This is a genomic window from Streptomyces sp. NBC_00691 (genome assembly GCF_036226665.1).
Lineage (GTDB): Bacteria > Actinomycetota > Actinomycetes > Streptomycetales > Streptomycetaceae > Streptomyces.
The window spans coordinates 4,107,133-4,126,209 of sequence record NZ_CP109007.1 but is presented as its reverse complement, the minus strand read 5'-3'; the positions used below and the strand labels follow the sequence as shown (position 1 = coordinate 4,126,209).

The window sequence follows — 19,077 nt, the reverse complement described above, 5'->3', positions numbered from 1 at the left end:
ACGTTTCCGTAGTCTCGTACATACCTTTGACACACCGCTGCCATCAGAAAGGTTCCGGGCCGGCCATGGCGCTCTCCCTCTACGTCGACACCGCTCGCTGGCGCGCGCACCAGAAGACCGTCATCGACCAGTTCCCCGGCGTGATCCCGGTCTGCAAGGGCAACGGCTACGGCTTCGGCCACGAACGCCTCGCGGACGAGGCGGCCCGGTTCGGCGCCGACATGCTCGCCGTGGGCACCACGTACGAGGCCGCGCGGATCAAGGACTGGTTCAGTGGCGACCTGCTGGTCCTCACCCCCTTCCGCCGGGGTGAGGAACCGGTTCCGCTGCCCGACCGGGTCGTCCGTTCCGTGTCGTCCGTGGACGGCGTCCACGCCCTCGTCGGGGCCCGGGTCGTCATCGAGTGCATGAGCTCGATGAAGCGCCACGGTGTCCGCGAGGAGGAGCTCCAGCAGCTCCACTCCGCCATCGAGGACGTCCGTCTGGAGGGCTTCGCGCTCCACCTCCCGCTGGACCGCCCGGACGGCACCGACGCCGTCGAGGAGGTCATCGGCTGGATGGACCGGCTGCGGGCCGCCCGGCTGCCGCTGCACACCATGTTCGTCAGCCACCTGCGGGCCCAGGAACAGGCGCGGCTCCAGCAGCAGTTCCCGCAGACCCGCTTCCGCGCCCGGATCGGCACCCGGCTGTGGCTGGGCGACCACGAGGCCACCGAGTACCGGGGCGCGGTCCTCGACGTGACCCGGGTGTCCAAGGGCGACCGCTTCGGCTACCGCCAGCAGAAGGCCGCGTCGGACGGCTGGCTGGTCGTCGTCGCCGGCGGCACCTCTCACGGTGTGGGTCTGGAGGCCCCCAAGGCCATGCACGGCGTCATGCCGCGCGCCAAGGGCGTCGCACGGGCCGGTCTCGCGACCGTCAACCGGAACCTTTCGCCTTTCGTCTGGGCCGGGAAGCAGCGCTGGTTCGCCGAGCCGCCGCACATGCAGGTGTCGATCCTGTTCGTGCCGGCCGACGCCCAGGAGCCCCGGGTCGGCGACGAGCTCGTGGCCCATCTGCGCCACACCACGACGCAGTTCGACCGGCTCGTCGAGCGCTGAGCCGGCCGGTTCCGCCCCTCACCCCCGGGAGCTCAGCTCCTGGGGGTTCCCCATTCCACCAGCAGCGTCTCCTCCGCGGCCGGGGCCGCGTGCCGGGCCGGATGGGCGGCCCTGCCCGCCACGAAGACGTCCTCTGCACCGTCCAGGACGCCTCCCGAGGGGTCGTCCGCGCCGTCCTGCCTGACCGGGTCCTTCTCGGGCGTGAGGATGTCGCGTACGACCATCACGCACAGGTACAGGGTGCCGAGCAGGTGCAGCACGATCGCGAACTGGTAGCCGTCCACCGGCAGACCCTGCTTGGTGACGCCGCTGTTCGTGAACGCCAGGTACATCCAGACGCCCACGAAGTACATGACCTCGCACGCCTGCCAGATCAGGAAGTCGCGCCAGCGCGGCCGGGCGAGCGCCGCCAGCGGCACCAGCCACAGCACGTACTGGGGTGAGTAGACCTTGTTGGTCAGGACGAAGGCGGCCACGATCAGGAACGCCAGCTGGACGAAGCGGGGCCGGCGGGGCGCGGTGAACGCCAGGTAGGCGAGTCCGGCGATCGCCGCCAGCATCAGGAGCAGCGCGTACAGGTTGGCCTGGCCCGGCGTTATGGCGTCGCCCGTCCGCTGGCTGATCAGCAGCCAGATCGAACCGAAGTCGACGTTCCGGTCCCGGCTGAAGAGGTAGAACTGCTTCCAGCCCTCGGGTGCGAGCAGCATCACGGGCAGGTTCACCACCAGCCATGCGCCGCCCGCGGCCAGCACGGCCGTCCCGTACTCCCGCCACTTCCCGGCCCGCCAGCAGAGCAGCAGCAGCGGGCAGAGGAGCAGTATCGGGTAGAACTTGGCGGCGGTCGCCAGACCCAGCAGGATCCCGAAGGCCAGCGGCCGCTCGCGCGACCACATCAGGATCGCGGCGGCCGTCAGCGCGACAGCCAGTATGTCCCAGTTGATCGTCGCCGTCAGGGCGATCGAGGGCGCCAGGGCGACCAGCAGCCCGTCCCAGGGCCGCAGCCGGTGCGTTCGGGCCACACAGACCGCGAGAACGGCCGCGCAGACCATCAGCAGACCCGCGTTGGCCAGCCAGTACGACTGCTCACGCTGCATCGTGTCGCCGCCGCCCGGCGTCAGCCAGGCCGCGACCTCCATGAAGAGCCCGGTCAGGACCGGGTACTCGAGGAACGGTATGTCGCCGCCCAGCCGGTCGAAGTAGGGCACCAGTCCCTCGGCGAAGCCCCGCCCCGTGAACAGGTGCGGGATGTCCGAGTAGCAGGCGTGGGTGTACTGGGAGGTCGTTCCCCGGAACCAGGCCCAGTTGTAACAGGGCAGCTTCTGCACCATGCCGAGGGCGAACATGCCGATGGCCACGAGGGCGATCACCCGCACCGGCGAGAACTGTCCGGTGCCGGTCTTCGCCCGCCGGCCGTAGGGGCCGCCGATCAGTGCGCTGCCCGCGGCGGCCACCTTGTCCCGGTGGGTGGGGATGACCGTCTGCGAGCGGCCCTGGGGCCGGTCCTGCGGCGCGCTCGTCTTCTGGAGGCTCGGCATGGGGGACATCCTGCCGTACGGCTCCGGGAAAACGGCGAGGGCCGCCGCGTCCTGCCCGTACGGAAAGGTACGGATCGGACGCGGCGGCCCTCGGCTCACGCGTCGGCGGGGGACCGGGCGGTGCCCCGGCGGGGGTCAGGGAACCAGGCTCCCGCTGCCTGGGCGCCCGTTTCCGCCGCCCGGACCGTTGTCGGTCGGTGTGCCCGTCCCCGTCGGTGTGCCGGTGGTGGGTGGCGAGGTGGTGGGCTCACCGGTGTTGCCACCGGGATCGCCCGGGTCCTCCGTGCAGCCCCAGCCCCAGACACCACAGGTCGTCTTGCCCGGCTTCGGCGTCCGCGTCGTCGTCGGCGCGGTCGTCGTGGGCGGCGGCGTGGTGGTCGGCGCGGACGTCGTCGGCGTGGCCGAACTCTCGGTCGGCGTCGGGGTGGCCGTGGGGGTCGGCGTCGGGCTGGCCGCGCCACCGCCGAAGACGGCCTCGGCACCCTCGAGCTTCTCCGGCTTCGGGAAGGTCTTGACCTCCCGGTAGCTCGCCGCGGCCTCGGTCATGTAGTCCTGCCAGATCCGCGACGGGAACGACGAACCGTGGATCTTCGGCTGGTCACCCGTGCCGAACATCTCCTGGAACTGGCGGTTCTTCTTCGTGTCGTCGTCGTCGAAGCGGAACATGTCGATCGCGGTCGACAGCTGCGGGGTGTATCCGACGAACCAGGCCGACTTGTTGCCGTCGGTGGTACCCGTCTTGCCGGCCACCTGGCGACCGGGGATGCGGGCCTTCCTGCCGGTGCCCTCCTCGTCCTCCACGACGGAACGGAGGACGTCGGTGACGTTGTTGGCGACGGCCGGGGAGAAGGGGTTCTTGGTCTCCGTCTCGTGCTGCTTGATGACCACGTCGTTCTTCTTGACGGTCTCCACCGAGTAGGGCTCGTTCTGCTTCCCCTCGTTGGCGAAGGTCGCGTAGGCGCCCGCCATGCGAATGGCGCTCGGGCTGGAGATACCGAGGGAGAAGGAGGGCACCTCGCCCCCGACGAGCGATTCGGTGCGCAGGCCCGCGTCGATGGCGGCCTTACGCACCTGGTCGATCCCGACGTCCATACCGAGCTGTACGTACGGCGAGTTGGCCGACTTGACCATGGCGCGACGCAAGGTCATGTCCTTGTAGGTCGCGTCGTCGTCATTGGTCTGACGCCACTCCTCGCCCTTCTCGTTGTGCCAGATCTCGCCGTTGTACTTGCGGATCGTCAGCTTGTTCTTGCCGGAGTAGCGGCTCTTGTCCGGGTCCACGATGGTGCGGCTGGACGCGTCCTGGACCGGGCCCAGGGTCTTGTCCCGGACACCGTCCCTCATCGCGGCGGCGAGGACGAACGGCTTGAACGTCGATCCGACCTGGGCACCGGTGCTGTCGGCGTTGCTCCGGAAGTGCTTGGTCGCGTCGGTGCCGCCGTAGAGGGCGACGATCTTCCCGGTCTCCGTGTCGACGGAGGCGCCGCCGAACTGCACGTTCGTGTCCGTGTCGGGACGCTTCTTCGGGTCGATGTACTCCTTGAGGATCTTCGAGACCGAGTCCTCCATGTTCTTCACCTTCGTCTTGTCGAAGGTGGTGTAGATCTCGTAGCCGCCGCGCTCCAGGTCCTGCTCGGTGATGTCGAACTGGGCCTTGATGTTCGCCTTCGCGGTGTTGACCAGATAGCCGATCTGACCGCTGAGGTTGGCGTTCTTCTTGGGCTTCTCGACCTTGGGGAACGTCGTGTACTTCGCCCGCTCCGCGGCCGGGAGGTGCCCGTCCTTCTCCATCTCGTCGAGAATCCACGACCACCGTGCGGTGGCCCGCACGAGGTTCTTCTCGGGTGTGGCCTCGGAGTCGACCTCGGGGTAGCCGGCGGGGTCGTAGTACGTCGCGCCCTTGAGCACCGCGGCGAGCAGCGCGGACTGGCTGGGGTTGAGCTTCTCGGCGTCGACGTTGAAGTACGCGCGGGCCGCCGCCTGGACACCGTAGGCACCACGGCCGTAGTACGCGGTGTTCAGATAGCCGGCGAGGATTTCGGGCTTGTCGACCTCGCCGCCGACCTTCATGGAGATGAAGAGTTCCTTCACCTTCCGGCTGAGGGTCTGCGACTGGTCGTCGAGACGGTTGTTCTTCACGTACTGCTGGGTGATCGTCGAACCACCCTGGGTCTCGCCGCCCTTGGCCATGTTCCACACGGCGCGGCCGATACCCATGGGGTCGATTCCGGAGTCGTCCCAGAAGGTCTTGTTCTCCGCCGAGATCACGGCGTTCTGCATGGACTTCGGGATCTTGTCGAACTGGACGATCTGGCGGTTCGTACCGTCGCCCGTCGCGACCATCCGGGACCCGTCGCCCCAGTAGTAGATGTTGTTCTGCGACTTCGCGGTCAGCGCCTCGTCGGGGATGTCCACCTGCGAGTACGCGATCGCGGCCGCGCCCATCAGGCTGGCCATGAAGAACAGGAACGTGCCCGTCACGAGCTTCCACGACGGCATCCAGCGACGCCAGCCGTACTTGCCGTAACGGGGGTAGTCGATGATCCGCTTCTTGCCCGGCGGACGTCCGCCGGCGCCACGGCCGGGACCGCTGCCGCGGCCGCCACCGCCGCCACCGCCTCGGCGGCCGCCACCGGGACCACCGGGTCCTCCGGGGCCGGACTCGGCTCCCTTCCGGCGGCTGCCGCGCTGGGCGGCCCTGCGGGCCTCCGCGCGACCCCCGTAGGGCCGCTGCTCCTCTCCGGGAGAGGAGCCGGGACCGTACGAGGCCGACGGGGCCTCCGTACCGACGTCATGGGCCGGGGCCGACCTGCGGCCCACCGGCTGCTGGGCAGCGCGCCGTGCCGCCGCGCGACCGCCCGTCGGCGGCTGCTGCGGCGGCATTTTGCGACGATGCTCGCTCATCGAACGACTACTCCTCGGGCAGGCGTGAACGCCTGGAAGCGGCAGTTGAGTTCCGGTCCCCCCGAAATGCGCACGGCCGGAACCTCATCGGAGGCCCCTCCGTGTCGCAGCCGGTCACCCGGAGCACTGACGCCCCACGACAGCGCTCGGTTCCCGGTGTTCTGCATGCCGCACAGACTACGCACGGCCAAAACCCGCGGAGGACCGGAGTTCACCCCAAATCAGGCAAGTCGAACACTGTGAATTGATGATGTGACGCCGGTCACGGCGGGCCCACTTGTCGGGACCTCCGGGCCGTTCTATCGTGCTGATGTATCGAGTCGATACATCAGCACGGCATAAGGACCCCGAAGGCGGAGGAGGAGGCGGCACATGAGCAGACGCTCCGGCATCCTCGAGTTCGCCGTCCTCGGCCTGCTGCGCGAGGCTCCGATGCACGGGTACGAGCTGCGGAAGCGCCTCAACACCTCGCTGGGCGTCTTCCGGGCCTTCAGCTACGGAACGCTGTATCCCTGCCTCAAGACGCTGGTCGCCAACGGCTGGTTGATCGAGGAACCGGGCAGCGCTCCCGAGGAAGCCCTCGCCGCTTCACTCGCAGGACGCCGAGCCAAGATCGTCTACCGGTTGACGGCCGCGGGTAAGGAGCACTTCGAGGAGCTCCTGTCCCACACCGGCCCGGACGCCTGGGAGGACGAGCACTTCGCCGCACGGTTCGCCTTCTTCGGGCAGACCGAACGCGAGGTGCGGATGCGGGTCCTCGAAGGCCGCCGCAGCCGGCTGGAGGAGCGTCTGGAGAAGATGCGCGCCTCCCTGGCCCGGACCCGCGAGCGCCTCGACGACTACACGCTTGAGCTGCAGCGCCACGGTATGGAGTCCGTGGAGCGCGAAGTGCGCTGGCTGAACGAGCTCATCGAGAGCGAGCGGGCAGGGCGGGATCAGCGATCCGGCCCCGACGCCCCCGCTCTGCACGACAACGATTCTGGAGAAACGGGCGGCCTGCCCCGGCACGGGGGCAGTACCCGGCCGGATCCGTCCGACGACACCACCAAGTGAAACCCTGCGCACAGCAGGGCTTCCACGATCACACAGGGAGCAACCGGAATGGGTTCGGTTCGCGTAGCCATCGTCGGCGTGGGCAACTGCGCCGCCTCGCTGGTTCAGGGCGTCGAGTACTACAAGGACGCCGACCCGGCGGCCAAGGTCCCCGGCCTGATGCACGTCCAGTTCGGCGACTACCACGTCCGTGACATCGAGTTCGTCGCCGCCTTCGACGTCGACGCGAAGAAGGTCGGCCTCGACCTCTCGGACGCCATCGGCGCCAGCGAGAACAACACCATCAAGATCTGTGACGTCCCGAACAAGGGCATCACGGTCCAGCGCGGTCACACGCTCGACGGTCTCGGCAAGTACTACCGCCTGACCATCGAGGAGTCCGCCGAGGAGCCGGTGGACGTCGTCCAGATCCTCAAGGACCGCCAGGTCGACGTTCTCATCTGCTACCTGCCGGTGGGTTCCGAGGACGCGGCGAAGTTCTATGCCCAGGCCGCCATCGACGCCAAGGTCGCCTTCGTCAACGCCCTTCCGGTCTTCATCGCCGGCACCAAGGAGTGGGCTGACAAGTTCACCGAGGCGGGCGTCCCGATCGTCGGCGACGACATCAAGTCGCAGGTCGGCGCCACCATCACGCACCGCGTGATGGCGAAGCTGTTCGAGGACCGCGGTGTCCGTCTTGAGCGCACGATGCAGCTCAACGTCGGCGGCAACATGGACTTCAAGAACATGCTCGAGCGCGACCGCCTCGAGTCCAAGAAGATCTCGAAGACGCAGGCCGTCACCTCGCAGATCCCCGACCGCGAGCTGGGCGAGAAGAACGTCCACATCGGTCCCTCGGACTACGTGGCCTGGCTGGACGACCGCAAGTGGGCGTACGTGCGCCTCGAGGGCCGCGCCTTCGGCGACGTTCCGCTGAACCTCGAGTACAAGCTCGAGGTGTGGGACTCCCCGAACTCCGCGGGTGTCATCATCGACGCCCTGCGCGCCGCGAAGATCGCCAAGGACCGCGGCATCGGCGGTCCCATCCTCTCCGCGTCGAGCTACTTCATGAAGAGCCCGCCGGTGCAGTACTTCGACGACGAGGCCCTGGCCAACGTCGAGAAGTTCATCAAGGGTGAGGTCGAGCGCTAAAGCGCCGCACGCTTGTCGATCGAGGGTCCCCGCGGCACTGCCCGGGGGCCCTCTTCGTATGTGAGTCTTGCTGCCATGTCCGTCGTACGTGATCTGCGCGTACTCCTGCGCCTGACGAACTTCCGCCGCCTGCTCGCCGTCCGGCTGCTCTCCCAGTGCGCCGACGGCGTCTACCAGGTGGCGCTGGCCACGTACGTCGTGTTCTCCCCCGAGAAGCAGACCTCTCCCGCCGCCATCGCCTCCGCCATGGCTGTCCTCCTGCTGCCGTACTCGCTCGTCGGGCCCTTCGCGGGCGTGCTCCTCGACCGCTGGCAGCGCCGCCAGGTGTTCCTGTACGGCAACCTCCTGCGGGCCGTCCTCGCCGGCGGGACAGCCGTACTGGTCCTCGCCTCGGTCCCCGAGTGGCTCTTCTACGCCTCCGCGCTCTCCGTCACGGCCGTCAACCGCTTCGTCCTCGCGGGCCTCTCGGCCTCCCTGCCGCGCGTCGTCGACGCCGAACGGCTGGTGGTGGCGAACTCGCTCTCCCCCACCGCCGGCACCCTCGCCGCGACCGCGGGCGGCGGACTCGCGTTCGGCATCCAGCTGATCGCCGACAAGTCCGACGCGGCCGTGGTGGCCTTCGGCGCCGTCCTCTACCTCTGCGCGGCCCTCGCCTCGCTCCGGATGTCCCGGGAACTCCTCGGCCCCGATCCGACCCTCGTGCCCCAGCGGCTCAGTACCGCCCTGGCCTCCACGGCCCGGGGGCTGGGCGAGGGACTACGGCACCTCTCCGAGCGACGACCTGCCGCCCGCGCCCTCGCCGCGGTGGGTCTCATGCGCTTCTGTTACGGCGCCCTGCTCGTCACTGTGCTCATGCTCTGCCGCTACGAGTGGAGCTCCACGGAGTCCGAAGGCCTCGGGCTCCTCGGAATCGCCGTCGGCACCTCGGGCGCGGGATTCTTCGCGGCGGCACTGCTCTCCCCGTGGGCGGTGGGGCGGCTCGGGCCCTTCGGCTGGATGACGGTGTGCGCGGCAACGGCTGCCGTGCTCGAACCGGTTCTGGGCCTGACCTTCGCCCCGCTGCCCTTCTTCGCCGCCGCCTTCGTCCTCGGGCTCACCACCCAGGGATCCAAGATCGCGACGGACACGGTCGTGCAGACTTCCGTGGACGACGCCTACCGAGGGCGGGTCTTCGCCCTGTACGACGTGCTGTTCAACGTGGCCTTCGTGGCCGCGGCGGGAGTCGCGGCGCTGATGCTGCCGCCCGACGGCCGCTCCGCGCTGCTGGTCGTGCTGGTGGCCGTGCTCTACGCGGGGATCGCGCTGGCCCTGCGAGGGGAACGCACGGAGGGGTGATGTTTCACGTGAAACACCACCCCTCTCGACGCTCGCGCGGGCGACGTTTCACGTGAAACATCACCCTTCGCGGACCAGTCTCAGCCCTGCGCGGCCCACCACTCCTTGAGCGCGGCCACGGCCTGGTCGTACTCCATCGGTCCGTTCTCCAGCCGGAGCTCCAGCAGGAACTTGTACGCCTGCCCGATGGCGGGGCCGGGGCCGATGCCCAGGACTTCCTGGATCTGGTTGCCGTCGAGGTCGGGACGGATCGCGTCGAGCTCCTCCTGCTCCTGGAGCTGGGCGATGCGGTCCTCCAGGCCGTCGTAGGCGCGGGAGAGGGCGCCCGCCTTGCGCTTGTTGCGGGTGGTGCAGTCCGAGCGGGTCAGCTTGTGCAGACGCGAGAGCATCGGTCCGGCGTCACGGACGTAGCGGCGGACGGCCGAGTCGGTCCACTCGCCCGTCCCGTAGCCGTGGAAGCGGAGATGCAGTTCCACGAGCCGCGAGACGTCCTTGATCATCTCGTTGGAGTACTTGAGCGCCGTCATGCGCTTCTTGGTCATCTTCGCGCCCACCACCTCGTGGTGGTGGAAGGAGACCCGCCCGTCCTTCTCGAAGCGACGGGTGCGCGGCTTGCCGATGTCGTGGAGCAGGGCCGCGATACGCAGCACCAGGTCGGGACCGTCCTCCTCCAGGTCGATGGCCTGGTCGAGCACGGTCAGCGAGTGCTCGTAGACGTCCTTGTGCCGGTGGTGCTCATCACTCTCCAGCCGCAGCGCCGGCAGCTCGGGGAGCACATGCTCGGCGAGCCCCGTGTCCACGAGCAGTCCCAGGCCCTTCCTCGGGTGGGAGGAGAGCAGCAGCTTGTTGAACTCCTCACGGACCCTCTCGGCCGAGACGATCTCGATCCGACCGGACATCTCCTTCATCGCCGTGACGACCTCGGGGGCCACCTCGAAGTCCAGCTGAGCGGCGAAGCGCGCGGCCCGCATCATGCGCAGCGGGTCGTCGGAGAAGGACGCCTCCGGCGTACCCGGCGTACGCAGCACCCGGGCGGCGAGGTCCTCGAGGCCGCCGTACGGGTCGATGAACTCCTTCTCCGGGAGGGCCACGGCCATGGCGTTGACGGTGAAGTCACGCCGGACGAGGTCCTCGTCGATGGAGTCGCCGTAGGAGACCTCGGGCTTGCGCGAGGTCCGGTCGTACGCCTCGGAGCGGTACGTGGTGACCTCGATCTGATAGCTCTGATCGAGGTCTCCGACGCGGGCCTCCTTCTGGCAGCCGACGGTCCCGAAGGCGATGCCGACCTCCCACACCGCGTCGGCCCACGGACGGACGATCTTCAATACGTCCTCGGGGCGGGCGTCGGTGGTGAAGTCCAGGTCGTTCCCGAGCCGGCCGAGCAACGCGTCCCGTACCGAGCCACCGACCAGCGCGAGGCTGAACCCGGCCTCCTGGAAACGGCTGGCGAGATCGTCGGCGACGGGGGACACACGGAGCAGTTCACTGACCGCGCGGCGTTGCACCTGGCTCAGTGCAGTCGGGGTGTCTTCGTTGGCGTTCGGCACAACAGAAAAGGGTACGTGCCCCGGCCCCCGCCGACGTCCTCGTTTTCCCGTGGGCGGTGCACCGGGAGCCGTCGGAGCAGCCTGTCGAAGATCGCCTGGAGCAGTCCCCGGCACTTGCTCCCAGCGTGCCTCGTTACCATGCCTGGACACAGCAACCGGGAACCATCCACACCACTGACACCAGAGACAACGACGAGGACGGGCGAACGCGTGGCCGAGGCGGCAGACATCCAGGGAACCGGTCCCTCACCTGCCCGCCGATGGCTGCGGCGCACGATCACCGTCGCCTTCGGGGCGCCGCTCCTCGCCGGTCTCCTCCAGGCCCCGGCCACGTCCACCCCGGCATTCGCCGCGGACGACGCCACCGGCTCGAAGACCGTCGATGTGTCTCTCGACACGCTGGCGCCGAGCGCGCCCGTCGAGGGAGACACGGTCACCATCACCGGCACGGTGACCAACCGGAGCAAGAAGACGGTGACCGACGCGACCGTGGACCTGCGCGTCGGGCCACAGATGACGAGCCGCAGCGAGATCGAGCAGGTGGCGGGTCGCACGGGTTACCGGCGCTACAGCGACCCCGCCCCCCTCGCCGACGCCCCCGAGGTCAAGATCCCCCGACTCGGTGCCGGCCTCAGCGCGGACTTCTCCCTCTCCGTACCGGTCTCCGACCTCGGCCTCGACGAGGCGGGCGTCTACCAGCTGGGCGTCTCGCTCACCGGGCAGACCTCGGACCAGCGCTACGACCGGGTGCTCGGCATCGAGCGGACCTTCGTCCCGTACCAGCCCGAGCCCACCGAGAAGAAGACCCAGCTGACGTACCTCTGGCCGCTGATCTCCTCGGCCCATGTGTCGGCCGAGACGGCCACGGACGACCAGCAGACCCCGGTGTTCGAGGACGACACCCTGGCGGCCGAGCTGAAGCCCGGCGGGCGGCTCGACGAGCTCGTCTCGCTGGGCAAGGACCTCCCCGTCACCTGGGTGGTCGATCCGGACCTCCTGGCCTCCGTCGACGCCATGGCGAACGGCTACCGCGTCAAGAACGGCACCCTCCGCGTCCCCGGCAAGCACCAGGCCGTCGCCCAACGCTGGCTGGACTCGCTGGAGAAGGCCGTCCAGGGCCACAAGGTCGTCGCCCTGCCCTTCGCCGACCCCGACCTGGCCTCCCTCGCCCACCGCGGCAAGGACGTCCCCGGCTCGCTGGGACACCTGCAGTCGGCGACCGCCCTCGCCGGGACGACGGTCGAGACCATCCTCCACGTCCAGCCCGCCACCGACTTCGCCTGGCCCGTCGACGGGGCTGTCGACCCGTCCATCGTGGCGGTGGCGACCTCGGCCGGTGCCGACAAGGTGATCGCACGGAGCGACAGTGTCCGCGACGACCTCCCCTACACGCCCACCGCGGCCCGCCCCTTCAGCAACGGCACCAACGCCGTGGTGAGCGACGCGCTCCTGTCCACGGCCTTCGAGGGGGACATGGTCCGCACGGAGAACTCGACCCTCGCGGTCCAGGAGTTCCTCGCCCAGTCCCTCGCGGTCACCCTGGAGCAGCCGGAGGACCAGCGCAGCATCGTCGTCGCCCCGCAGCGGGTGCCGACGGTCGCCCAGGCGCAGACCATGGCGACCGCCCTGCGCGGGCTCGCCGCCAAGCGGTGGAGCCAGCCCAGCGACCTCCTGGCGGCCGCCGCGGCCAAGCCGGACCCCGACGCCTCCACCGCGGTGCCCCCCGGCTCCCGGTACCCGAAGAAGCTGCGCGACCGCGAGCTTCCGGTCCAGGCCTTCCGCGACATGAAGACCACGCGCGACGAGCTGGACGACTTCAAGGTCATCCTCACCGCCCAGTACCGCGTCGTGCCCCCGTTCAGCAACGCGATCAACCGCGAGATGTCGACCTCGTGGCGGGGGCAGGCCCGGGCCGCCGCGCTCTACCGGATCAACGTCCTGGAGTATCTGCAGACGCTCACCGAGGGGGTTCAGCTGGTCGACAAGTCCGACCTCACCCTCTCGGGCCGTAGCGCGACGATCCCCGTGACCGTCCAGAACAAGCTGCTGCAGGACGTCCATCTCGTGCTGCGGCTCACCTCCGGCAGCAAGAACCGGCTCAACCTGAGCGGCGAGCGGTACAAAGAGCTGCCCGTGCGGATCAGCGGCGGCCACAGCCAGTCGGTGAAGTTCTCCGCCTCCGCCACCGTCAACGGCCAGGTGCCGATGACGGCCCAGCTCTACACCGAGGACGGCACGCCCTACGGGCAGCCGATGACGTTCACCGTGAAGGTCTCCGAGATCACCGCCACGGTGATGCTCGTGATCGCCGGTGGAGTCCTCCTCCTCGTCCTGGCCGGCGTGCGGATGTACAGCCAGCGCAAGCGGGTGGCCGCGCGGAAGGCCGAGGCCGAAGCGGCGGAGACGGAGCCGCGGCCGGAATCCGGGGCGGATGCCGGGACGGCTCCCGAGGCGGACACGCCGCGGAAGCCGGAGGCTTCTCCGGGGGATCCCGACGTGGACGAACCCGAGCAGCCGAGTGACCCGACACCGGACACCGGGCCCGAAAGCGGCGACCCGTCGGGCCCGGGTGAGAAAGTGGACCGTTGAGCGATGTCGTGGCCGGTCGGCCGGAAACGATGAGGTGGGGTAACCATGAACGCGCCGTACGACGGTGACCGCGGCCAGGGTGCGGGCGGCACCCCGCCGTCCGGTGGGACGCCCGCGCCACCCCCCGGCTCCGGCCAGCCGCCGGTGCCGCCCCCACCGCCGGGCGGCCCCGGCCCGCAGGGGCACGCCCCCTACACGCAGGACGGCTACCAGCAGAACCCGTACGTCCAGGACCCCTACGTCCAGGATGTCTTCACCCACGACCCGTACCAGGCCCAGGACCTCTCCGCACAGGATCCGGTGACCGAGGCGCTCTACGACCGCGCCGCGCACCCGCCGCCCCCGCCCGGCATGTACCCGGAGCCGCAGCCGCTCTACCAGCAGCCGGCCGCACCCCACCACGCCCCCGACCCCCGGGTGTGGGCCCAGACGCCGGCGCCGGAGCCCGAGGGCCCCTCCCGCCACCTGCCGTACGGCGACGACGCGCGCACCGTCCAGTTCACCGGTGTCGACGACCTGGTGACCCGGGCCGGCGAGGAGGAGCCCGAGCCGGACGCCTTCGCGCACCTCTACCGGGACCAGCAGACCCCCGGACAGGTGCCCCCGCCCGCCCCGGAGCCGGATCCCATGCCCGCCCCCGCCGCCAAGAAGTCCAGCCGCGCCTCAGGACTGCTCAAGTCCAGCGCGGTCATGGCCGCCGGCACCCTGGTCTCCCGGCTCACCGGCTTCGTCCGCAGCCTGGTGATCACCGGAGCGCTCGGCGCCGCCCTGCTCGGTGACACCTTCACCATCGCCTACACCCTGCCGACGATGATCTACATCCTCACCGTCGGCGGCGGCCTCAACTCGGTCTTCGTCCCGCAGCTCGTCCGCTCGATGAAGAACGACGAGGACGGCGGCGAGGCCTACGCCAACCGCCTGCTCACCCTGGTGATGGTGGCGCTCGGCGCGATCGTGGTCCTGGCCGTCTTCGCGGCGCCCCTGCTCATCCGGCTGATGTCGAACACCATCGCCGACGACGCCGCGGCCAACAGCGTGGCGGTGACCTTCGCCCGCTACTGCCTGCCCACGATCTTCTTCATGGGCGTGCATGTAGTGATGGGTCAGATCCTCAACGCACGCGGCAAGTTCGGCGCGATGATGTGGACCCCGGTCCTCAACAACATCGTCATGATCGTCACCTTCGGCCTGTTCATCTGGGTCTACGGCACCTCCGCCGAGTCCCACATGGGTGTGCAGACCATCCCCGACGACGGCATCCGCCTGCTCGGCATCGGCACCCTGCTCGGACTCGTCGTCCAGGCCCTGGCGATGATCCCGTACCTCCGGGAGACCGGCTTCCGATTCCGGCCCCGGTTCGACTGGAAGGGCCACGGCCTCGGCAAGACGGTCAAGCTCGCCAAGTGGACCGTGCTCTTCGTGCTCGCCAACCAGGCGGGCGTCCTGGTCGTCACCCAGCTCGCCACGGCGGCCGGTGAGGAGTCCGGAAAGAACGGCGCGGGCTTCCTCGCGTACTCCAACGCCCAGCTGATCTGGGGCATGCCGCAGGCCATCATCACGGTCTCCGTCATGGCCGCGCTGCTGCCCCGGATCTCCCGCGCCGCTCACGACAACGACCCGGGCGCCGTCCGGGACGACATCTCGCAGGGCCTGCGCAACTCGGCCGTCGCGATCGTCCCGGTCTCCTTCGCCTTCCTGGCGCTCGGCGTCCCGATGTGCACCCTCCTCTACGCCTCCAGCGGCGTCGAGGCGGCCCAGGGCATGGGCTTCATCCTGATGGCCTTCGGCCTCGGTCTGATCCCGTACTCCGTCCAGTACGTCGTGCTCCGAGGCTTCTACGCCTACGAGGACACCCGGACGCCGTTCTACAACACGGTCATCGTCGCCGCCGTCAACGCGGCCGCCTCCGCGATCTGTTACGTCGTCCTGCCGGCCCAGTGGGCCGTCGTCGGCATGGCCGCCTCGTACGGCCTCGCCTACGCCGTCGGTGTCGGCATCGCCTGGCGCCGCCTCCGCAAGCGCCTGGGCGGCGACCTGGACGGCACCCACGTGTTGCGGACCTACGCCCGCCTGTGCATGGCCTCCGTGCCCGCCGCCGTCGTCTCCGGCGCCGTCGGCTTCGGACTGCTGAAGCTCCTCGGCGAGGGGGCGTTGGGCTCGCTCGTCGCCCTGATCGTCGGCGGAGCGGTGCTGCTCGGAGTCTTCTTCGTCGCGGCCAGGCGCATGCGGATCGCGGAGCTGAACACCCTGGTGGGAATGGTGCGCGGGCGTCTGGGACGCTGAGCCTGTACCTCCCGCACAACCATCGGGGGGAACCGCGTGTCGTGCATAGCGTCCGACTGTGGGCACAATTGGCTTGGCTGTTGGATGTGGCGCAACGGATGGGGAGGCAGGAACGACGGTGGCGGAACGTAGCACGGCTGCCGTCGACGTGGCCGACAACAGCGGTGACGACCCGCTGACCGCCAAGGCGGACACGGCCGCGACCGACGGGGTGGCGGAAAAGCAGAAGGCGGCGGAACAGTCCGCCGAGGCCACGGAGAAGAAGGCGGTCGAACGACAGAGCGGCGAACAGCCCTCCATCACGGCTCCGGAACTGCACAGCGGCCACAAACTGGCCCGGCGTTACCGGCTGGAGGAGTGCGTCACCCGTCTGGACGGCTTTAGCAGCTGGCGTGCCGTCGACGAGAAACTACGGCGTGCCGTCGGGGTCCACCTGCTGCCCGCCGACCATCCCCGGGCCCGTTCGGTCCTGGCCGCGGCCCGTTCCTCGGCCCTCCTCGGTGACCCCCGCTTCGTGCAGGTCCTCGACGCCGTCGAGGAGAACGACCTCGTGTACGTCGTGCACGAATGGCTGCCCGACTCCACCGAGCTGACCGCGCTCCTCGCGGCCGGCCCGCTGGAGCCGCACGACGCCTACCAGCTCGTGAGCCAGGTCTCCCAGGCCATGGCCGCCGCCCACCGGGAAGGCCTCGCCCACCTCCGGCTCACGCCGAGCGCCGTCCTGCGCAGCTCCACCGGCCAGTACCGGATCCGCGGCCTGGCCGTGAACGCCGCCCTGCGCGGCATCACCGCCGAACGTCCTCAGCGCAGTGACACCGAGGCCATCGGCGCGCTCCTGTACGCCGCGCTCACCCAGCGCTGGCCGTACGACAGCGACGCCTACGGACTCTCCGGCCTGCCCAAGGGCGTCGGCCTGCTCCCGCCCGACCAGGTCCGCGCGGGTGTCCACCGGGGCCTCTCGGAGATCGCCATGCGCGCCCTGGCCAACGACGGGGCCACCGCCTCGCGCCAGGAGCCTCCCTGCACCACTCCGGACGAGCTGGCCAAGGCCGTGGCCGCCATGCCCCGGGTGAGGCCCCCGGAGCCCGAGTTCACCGCTCCGCCCGAGTACCAGCGCACGACGTACCAGCAGGGCACGTACGGGCGTCCCCAGGTGCATCCCGCGGCCACCCAGCCGGTGGTCGTACCGCCGCCCCCGCTGCAGAGCCGTACCGGCAGGGCCTTGAAGTGGGCCGTGTCCGCTCTCCTGATCGCGGCTCTCGGCCTCGGCAGCTGGCAGATCGCCGACCGGCTCCTCGCGGCGGACTCCGGGCAGAAGGAGACTCCGGGTCCGACGCCGACGGTCGACGAGAAGCCCGCGCCCCTCAAGCCGGTCGCCATCGAGTCGGCTCAGGACTTCGACCCGCTGGGGAACGGCTCCGAGAAGCCCCAGGCCATAGACCTCGCCTACGACGGCGATCCCAGCACGTACTGGTACACCGAGAACTACCGCGGCCTCGGTTTCGCCAATCTGAAGACCGGCGTGGGCCTCGTGCTCGACCTGGGCAAGGCGCAGAACGTCAGCGAGGTCGACCTGTCGTTCGTCGGCGACACCTCGGTGGAGCTGCGCACGGCACCGTCCGACGCGACGTCGCAGCCGTCCCAGCCGGACGCGTACACCACCCAGGCGAAGGGACAGGGCAGCCAGGTCGCCCTGAAACTCACCAAGCCCGTCACGACCCGCTACGTTCTCGTGTGGCTGACCGAGCTGCCCTCCAACGACGGGGGCTACCGGGGCAAGCTGAGCGAAGTCAAGATCATGGGCTGACGACCGCAGGGGAGGGGGCTCACCGTTGGACCGACCGATAGACGACGCCACGGGCGACCAGGAACTCCTGGCTCGCCATGTCGCCGGAGATCCCGACGCCTTCGGTGAGCTCGTACGGCGCCACCGCGACCGGCTCTGGGCGGTGGCCCTGCGGACCCTGGGGGACCGCGAGGAGGCCGCTGACGCGGTCCAGGACGCCCTGTTGTCGGCCTTCCGGGCCGCCCACACCTTCCGCGGCCAGTCGGCCGTCACCACGTGGCTTCACCGCATCACGGTCAACGCCTGTCTCGACCGTCTGCGCAAAGCGGCCTCGCGCAAGACCTCACCCGTCGAGGACAACGACCGGTTCGAGCAGCTCCTCGAACCGCACGAGTCCGCCGAGGCTCCCGTGGAGCGCCTGGACGTCCACCGTGAAGTCCTCGCCGCGCTGGCTTCGATCCCCGCCGATCAGCGTGCCGCCCTCGTCCTGGTCGACATGCAGGGATACCCGGTCGCGGAGGCGGCCCGTATCCTCGGCGTTCCCACCGGCACGGTGAAGAGCCGCTGTGCGCGCGGGAGGGCACGACTGCTTCCGATGGTCACTCATCTGCGCGCCGACACCGTGGGTAACGAAGCCCTCGATGGGGGAAGGAACCGGACGCCGGGGACATCCGTCCCACCGGTGCCGGGGCCGACGGACACCGGAACGACTGATCCAGCTGCTGTGAAGGGCGGAGGTGGGCGCACGTGACTTCCACGGCCGGCAGGGCCAACACCACACAGCACCCGGACGTCTCGGAAATCTCCGATCTGACCGAGGGGCTCCTCTCACCGACCCGCTCGGCCGCCGTCCGCCGCCATGTCGACGCATGCCCCCTCTGCGCGGATGTACGCACTTCCTTGGAGGAGATCCGAGGCCTGCTCGGCACCCTTCCCGGGCCGCCCCGCATGCCTGCGGAGATCGCCGGGCGGATCGACGCCGCCCTCGCCGCCGAAGCCCTCCTCAACGCCACCACGCCGGAGAGCGACGCCCCCGTTTCACGTGAAACATCGCCCGCCCCGTCCGCAGCGGCTCCCACGGGCCCTCCCACCCCTGCCACGGACCGCCCCGCCGGCCGCGGCACCGACCGTCCGGCCGGCCGCTCCGGGGCTGCCAGCGGCCCCGGACGGGCCGGGAGGCCCCGCCGCCGTCGTATCGCCCTGCTCTCGACGCTCGGCGCCGCCTTCGGTGCCGTGGTCCTCGGCACGAGCCTCTACCTCAGCCAGGCGGGCAACGTGACCGCCGGTGGTGAGGCGGGAGACACCCGGAAGGCCGACAGCGTGGCAGGGGCGTCACTCAGCCCCTTCTCAGGCTCCCCGGTCGAGGACCGGGTCCGCGCGCTCCTGACAGAAGACGCTTCCGCCGGGACACCCCGAGCGATCGGTCCGGAGTCGATGTCCGCCGAGACCGGGAGCCAGGTCCCCGAGCGGAACAGGGACAGTGCCGTTCCCGGCTGCGTCCTCGCCGGCACCGGCCGCTCCGACGCGGTTCTGAGGCACGAGCAGGGCGAATACCAGGGAAAGCCCGCCTATCTGCTGGTCCTCAACGACCCGGCGGACAGCAAGCGGGTCCAGGCCTATGTGGTCGACGCCTCCTGCGCGAAGCGGACGTCCGGGAGCGGAAGCGCCGACGCTGATCTGCTGTTCAGCGACACGTATCCCCGCTCCTGACCCCTCTCCTCCTCCGGCGACGGTGCCGCGCGGCAGTTTCGGGAATGTACGCCCCTTAGGATCCGTTGGGTGGGGTGAGAGTGACCGAGACAACCGCCCCCGTAGGC

General features: G+C 69.8%; 12 protein-coding genes. 9 read left to right on the top strand and 3 right to left on the bottom strand.

The window, feature by feature from the left end:
• The first annotated feature begins 65 nt into the window (after positions 1–65).
• Complete coding sequence (locus tag OG392_RS18560; RefSeq protein WP_329280791.1) at positions 66–1,097, top strand: alanine racemase; 1,032 nt, start codon at positions 66–68, stop codon at positions 1,095–1,097.
• Positions 1,098–1,129: 32 nt separating this feature from the next.
• Here the strand turns inward: OG392_RS18560 and OG392_RS18555 are convergent, their stop codons facing one another.
• Positions 1,130–2,632 (bottom strand): glycosyltransferase family 87 protein, encoded by a 1,503-nt coding sequence (locus tag OG392_RS18555; RefSeq protein ID WP_329280789.1) that lies wholly within the window; start codon positions 2,630–2,632, stop codon positions 1,130–1,132.
• Positions 2,633–2,767: 135 nt separating this feature from the next.
• Positions 2,768–5,536: a transglycosylase domain-containing protein gene (locus tag OG392_RS18550; RefSeq protein WP_329280788.1), complete on the bottom strand. Its 2,769-nt coding sequence runs from the start codon at positions 5,534–5,536 to the stop codon at positions 2,768–2,770.
• A 372-nt stretch (positions 5,537–5,908) separates the two neighbouring features.
• Between OG392_RS18550 and OG392_RS18545 the strand changes: the two genes are divergently transcribed.
• From OG392_RS18545 to OG392_RS18535, 3 genes are all read left to right on the top strand, one after another.
• Complete coding sequence (locus OG392_RS18545) at positions 5,909–6,589, top strand: PadR family transcriptional regulator (protein ID WP_329280786.1); 681 nt, start codon at positions 5,909–5,911, stop codon at positions 6,587–6,589.
• A gap of 48 nt (positions 6,590–6,637) precedes the next feature.
• Positions 6,638–7,720, top strand: a complete 1,083-nt coding sequence (locus OG392_RS18540; protein ID WP_329280784.1) for an inositol-3-phosphate synthase — start codon at positions 6,638–6,640, stop codon at positions 7,718–7,720.
• Between the two features lie 75 nt (positions 7,721–7,795).
• Entirely contained in the window at positions 7,796–9,055 is a 1,260-nt protein-coding gene (locus tag OG392_RS18535; protein WP_329280782.1) for an MFS transporter, read from the top strand.
• A gap of 80 nt (positions 9,056–9,135) precedes the next feature.
• On the opposite strand, the gene OG392_RS18530 is transcribed toward OG392_RS18535, so the two are convergent.
• Positions 9,136–10,602, bottom strand: a complete 1,467-nt coding sequence (locus tag OG392_RS18530; RefSeq protein WP_329280780.1) for a CCA tRNA nucleotidyltransferase — start codon at positions 10,600–10,602, stop codon at positions 9,136–9,138.
• A gap of 210 nt (positions 10,603–10,812) precedes the next feature.
• Here OG392_RS18530 and OG392_RS18525 point away from each other — a divergent pair, with 210 nt between their 5' ends.
• From OG392_RS18525 to OG392_RS18505, 5 genes are all read left to right on the top strand, one after another.
• Entirely contained in the window at positions 10,813–13,191 is a 2,379-nt protein-coding gene (locus tag OG392_RS18525) for a DUF6049 family protein (RefSeq protein ID WP_329280778.1), read from the top strand.
• Positions 13,192–13,236: 45 nt separating this feature from the next.
• Positions 13,237–15,474, top strand: coding sequence for a murein biosynthesis integral membrane protein MurJ (murJ, locus tag OG392_RS18520; RefSeq protein ID WP_329280775.1), 2,238 nt, complete (start codon positions 13,237–13,239; stop codon positions 15,472–15,474).
• A gap of 118 nt (positions 15,475–15,592) precedes the next feature.
• On the top strand, positions 15,593–17,281 hold the full coding sequence (locus OG392_RS18515; RefSeq protein WP_329280773.1) for a protein kinase family protein: 1,689 nt from the start codon (positions 15,593–15,595) through the stop codon (positions 17,279–17,281).
• Between the two features lie 25 nt (positions 17,282–17,306).
• Positions 17,307–18,011: an RNA polymerase sigma factor SigM gene (sigM, locus tag OG392_RS18510; RefSeq protein WP_443054808.1), complete on the top strand. Its 705-nt coding sequence runs from the start codon at positions 17,307–17,309 to the stop codon at positions 18,009–18,011.
• Entirely contained in the window at positions 18,008–18,970 is a 963-nt protein-coding gene (locus OG392_RS18505) for a hypothetical protein (RefSeq protein ID WP_329280771.1), read from the top strand. Before sigM ends, OG392_RS18505 begins: the two co-directional genes overlap by 4 nt.
• Positions 18,971–19,077: the final 107 nt, after the last annotated feature.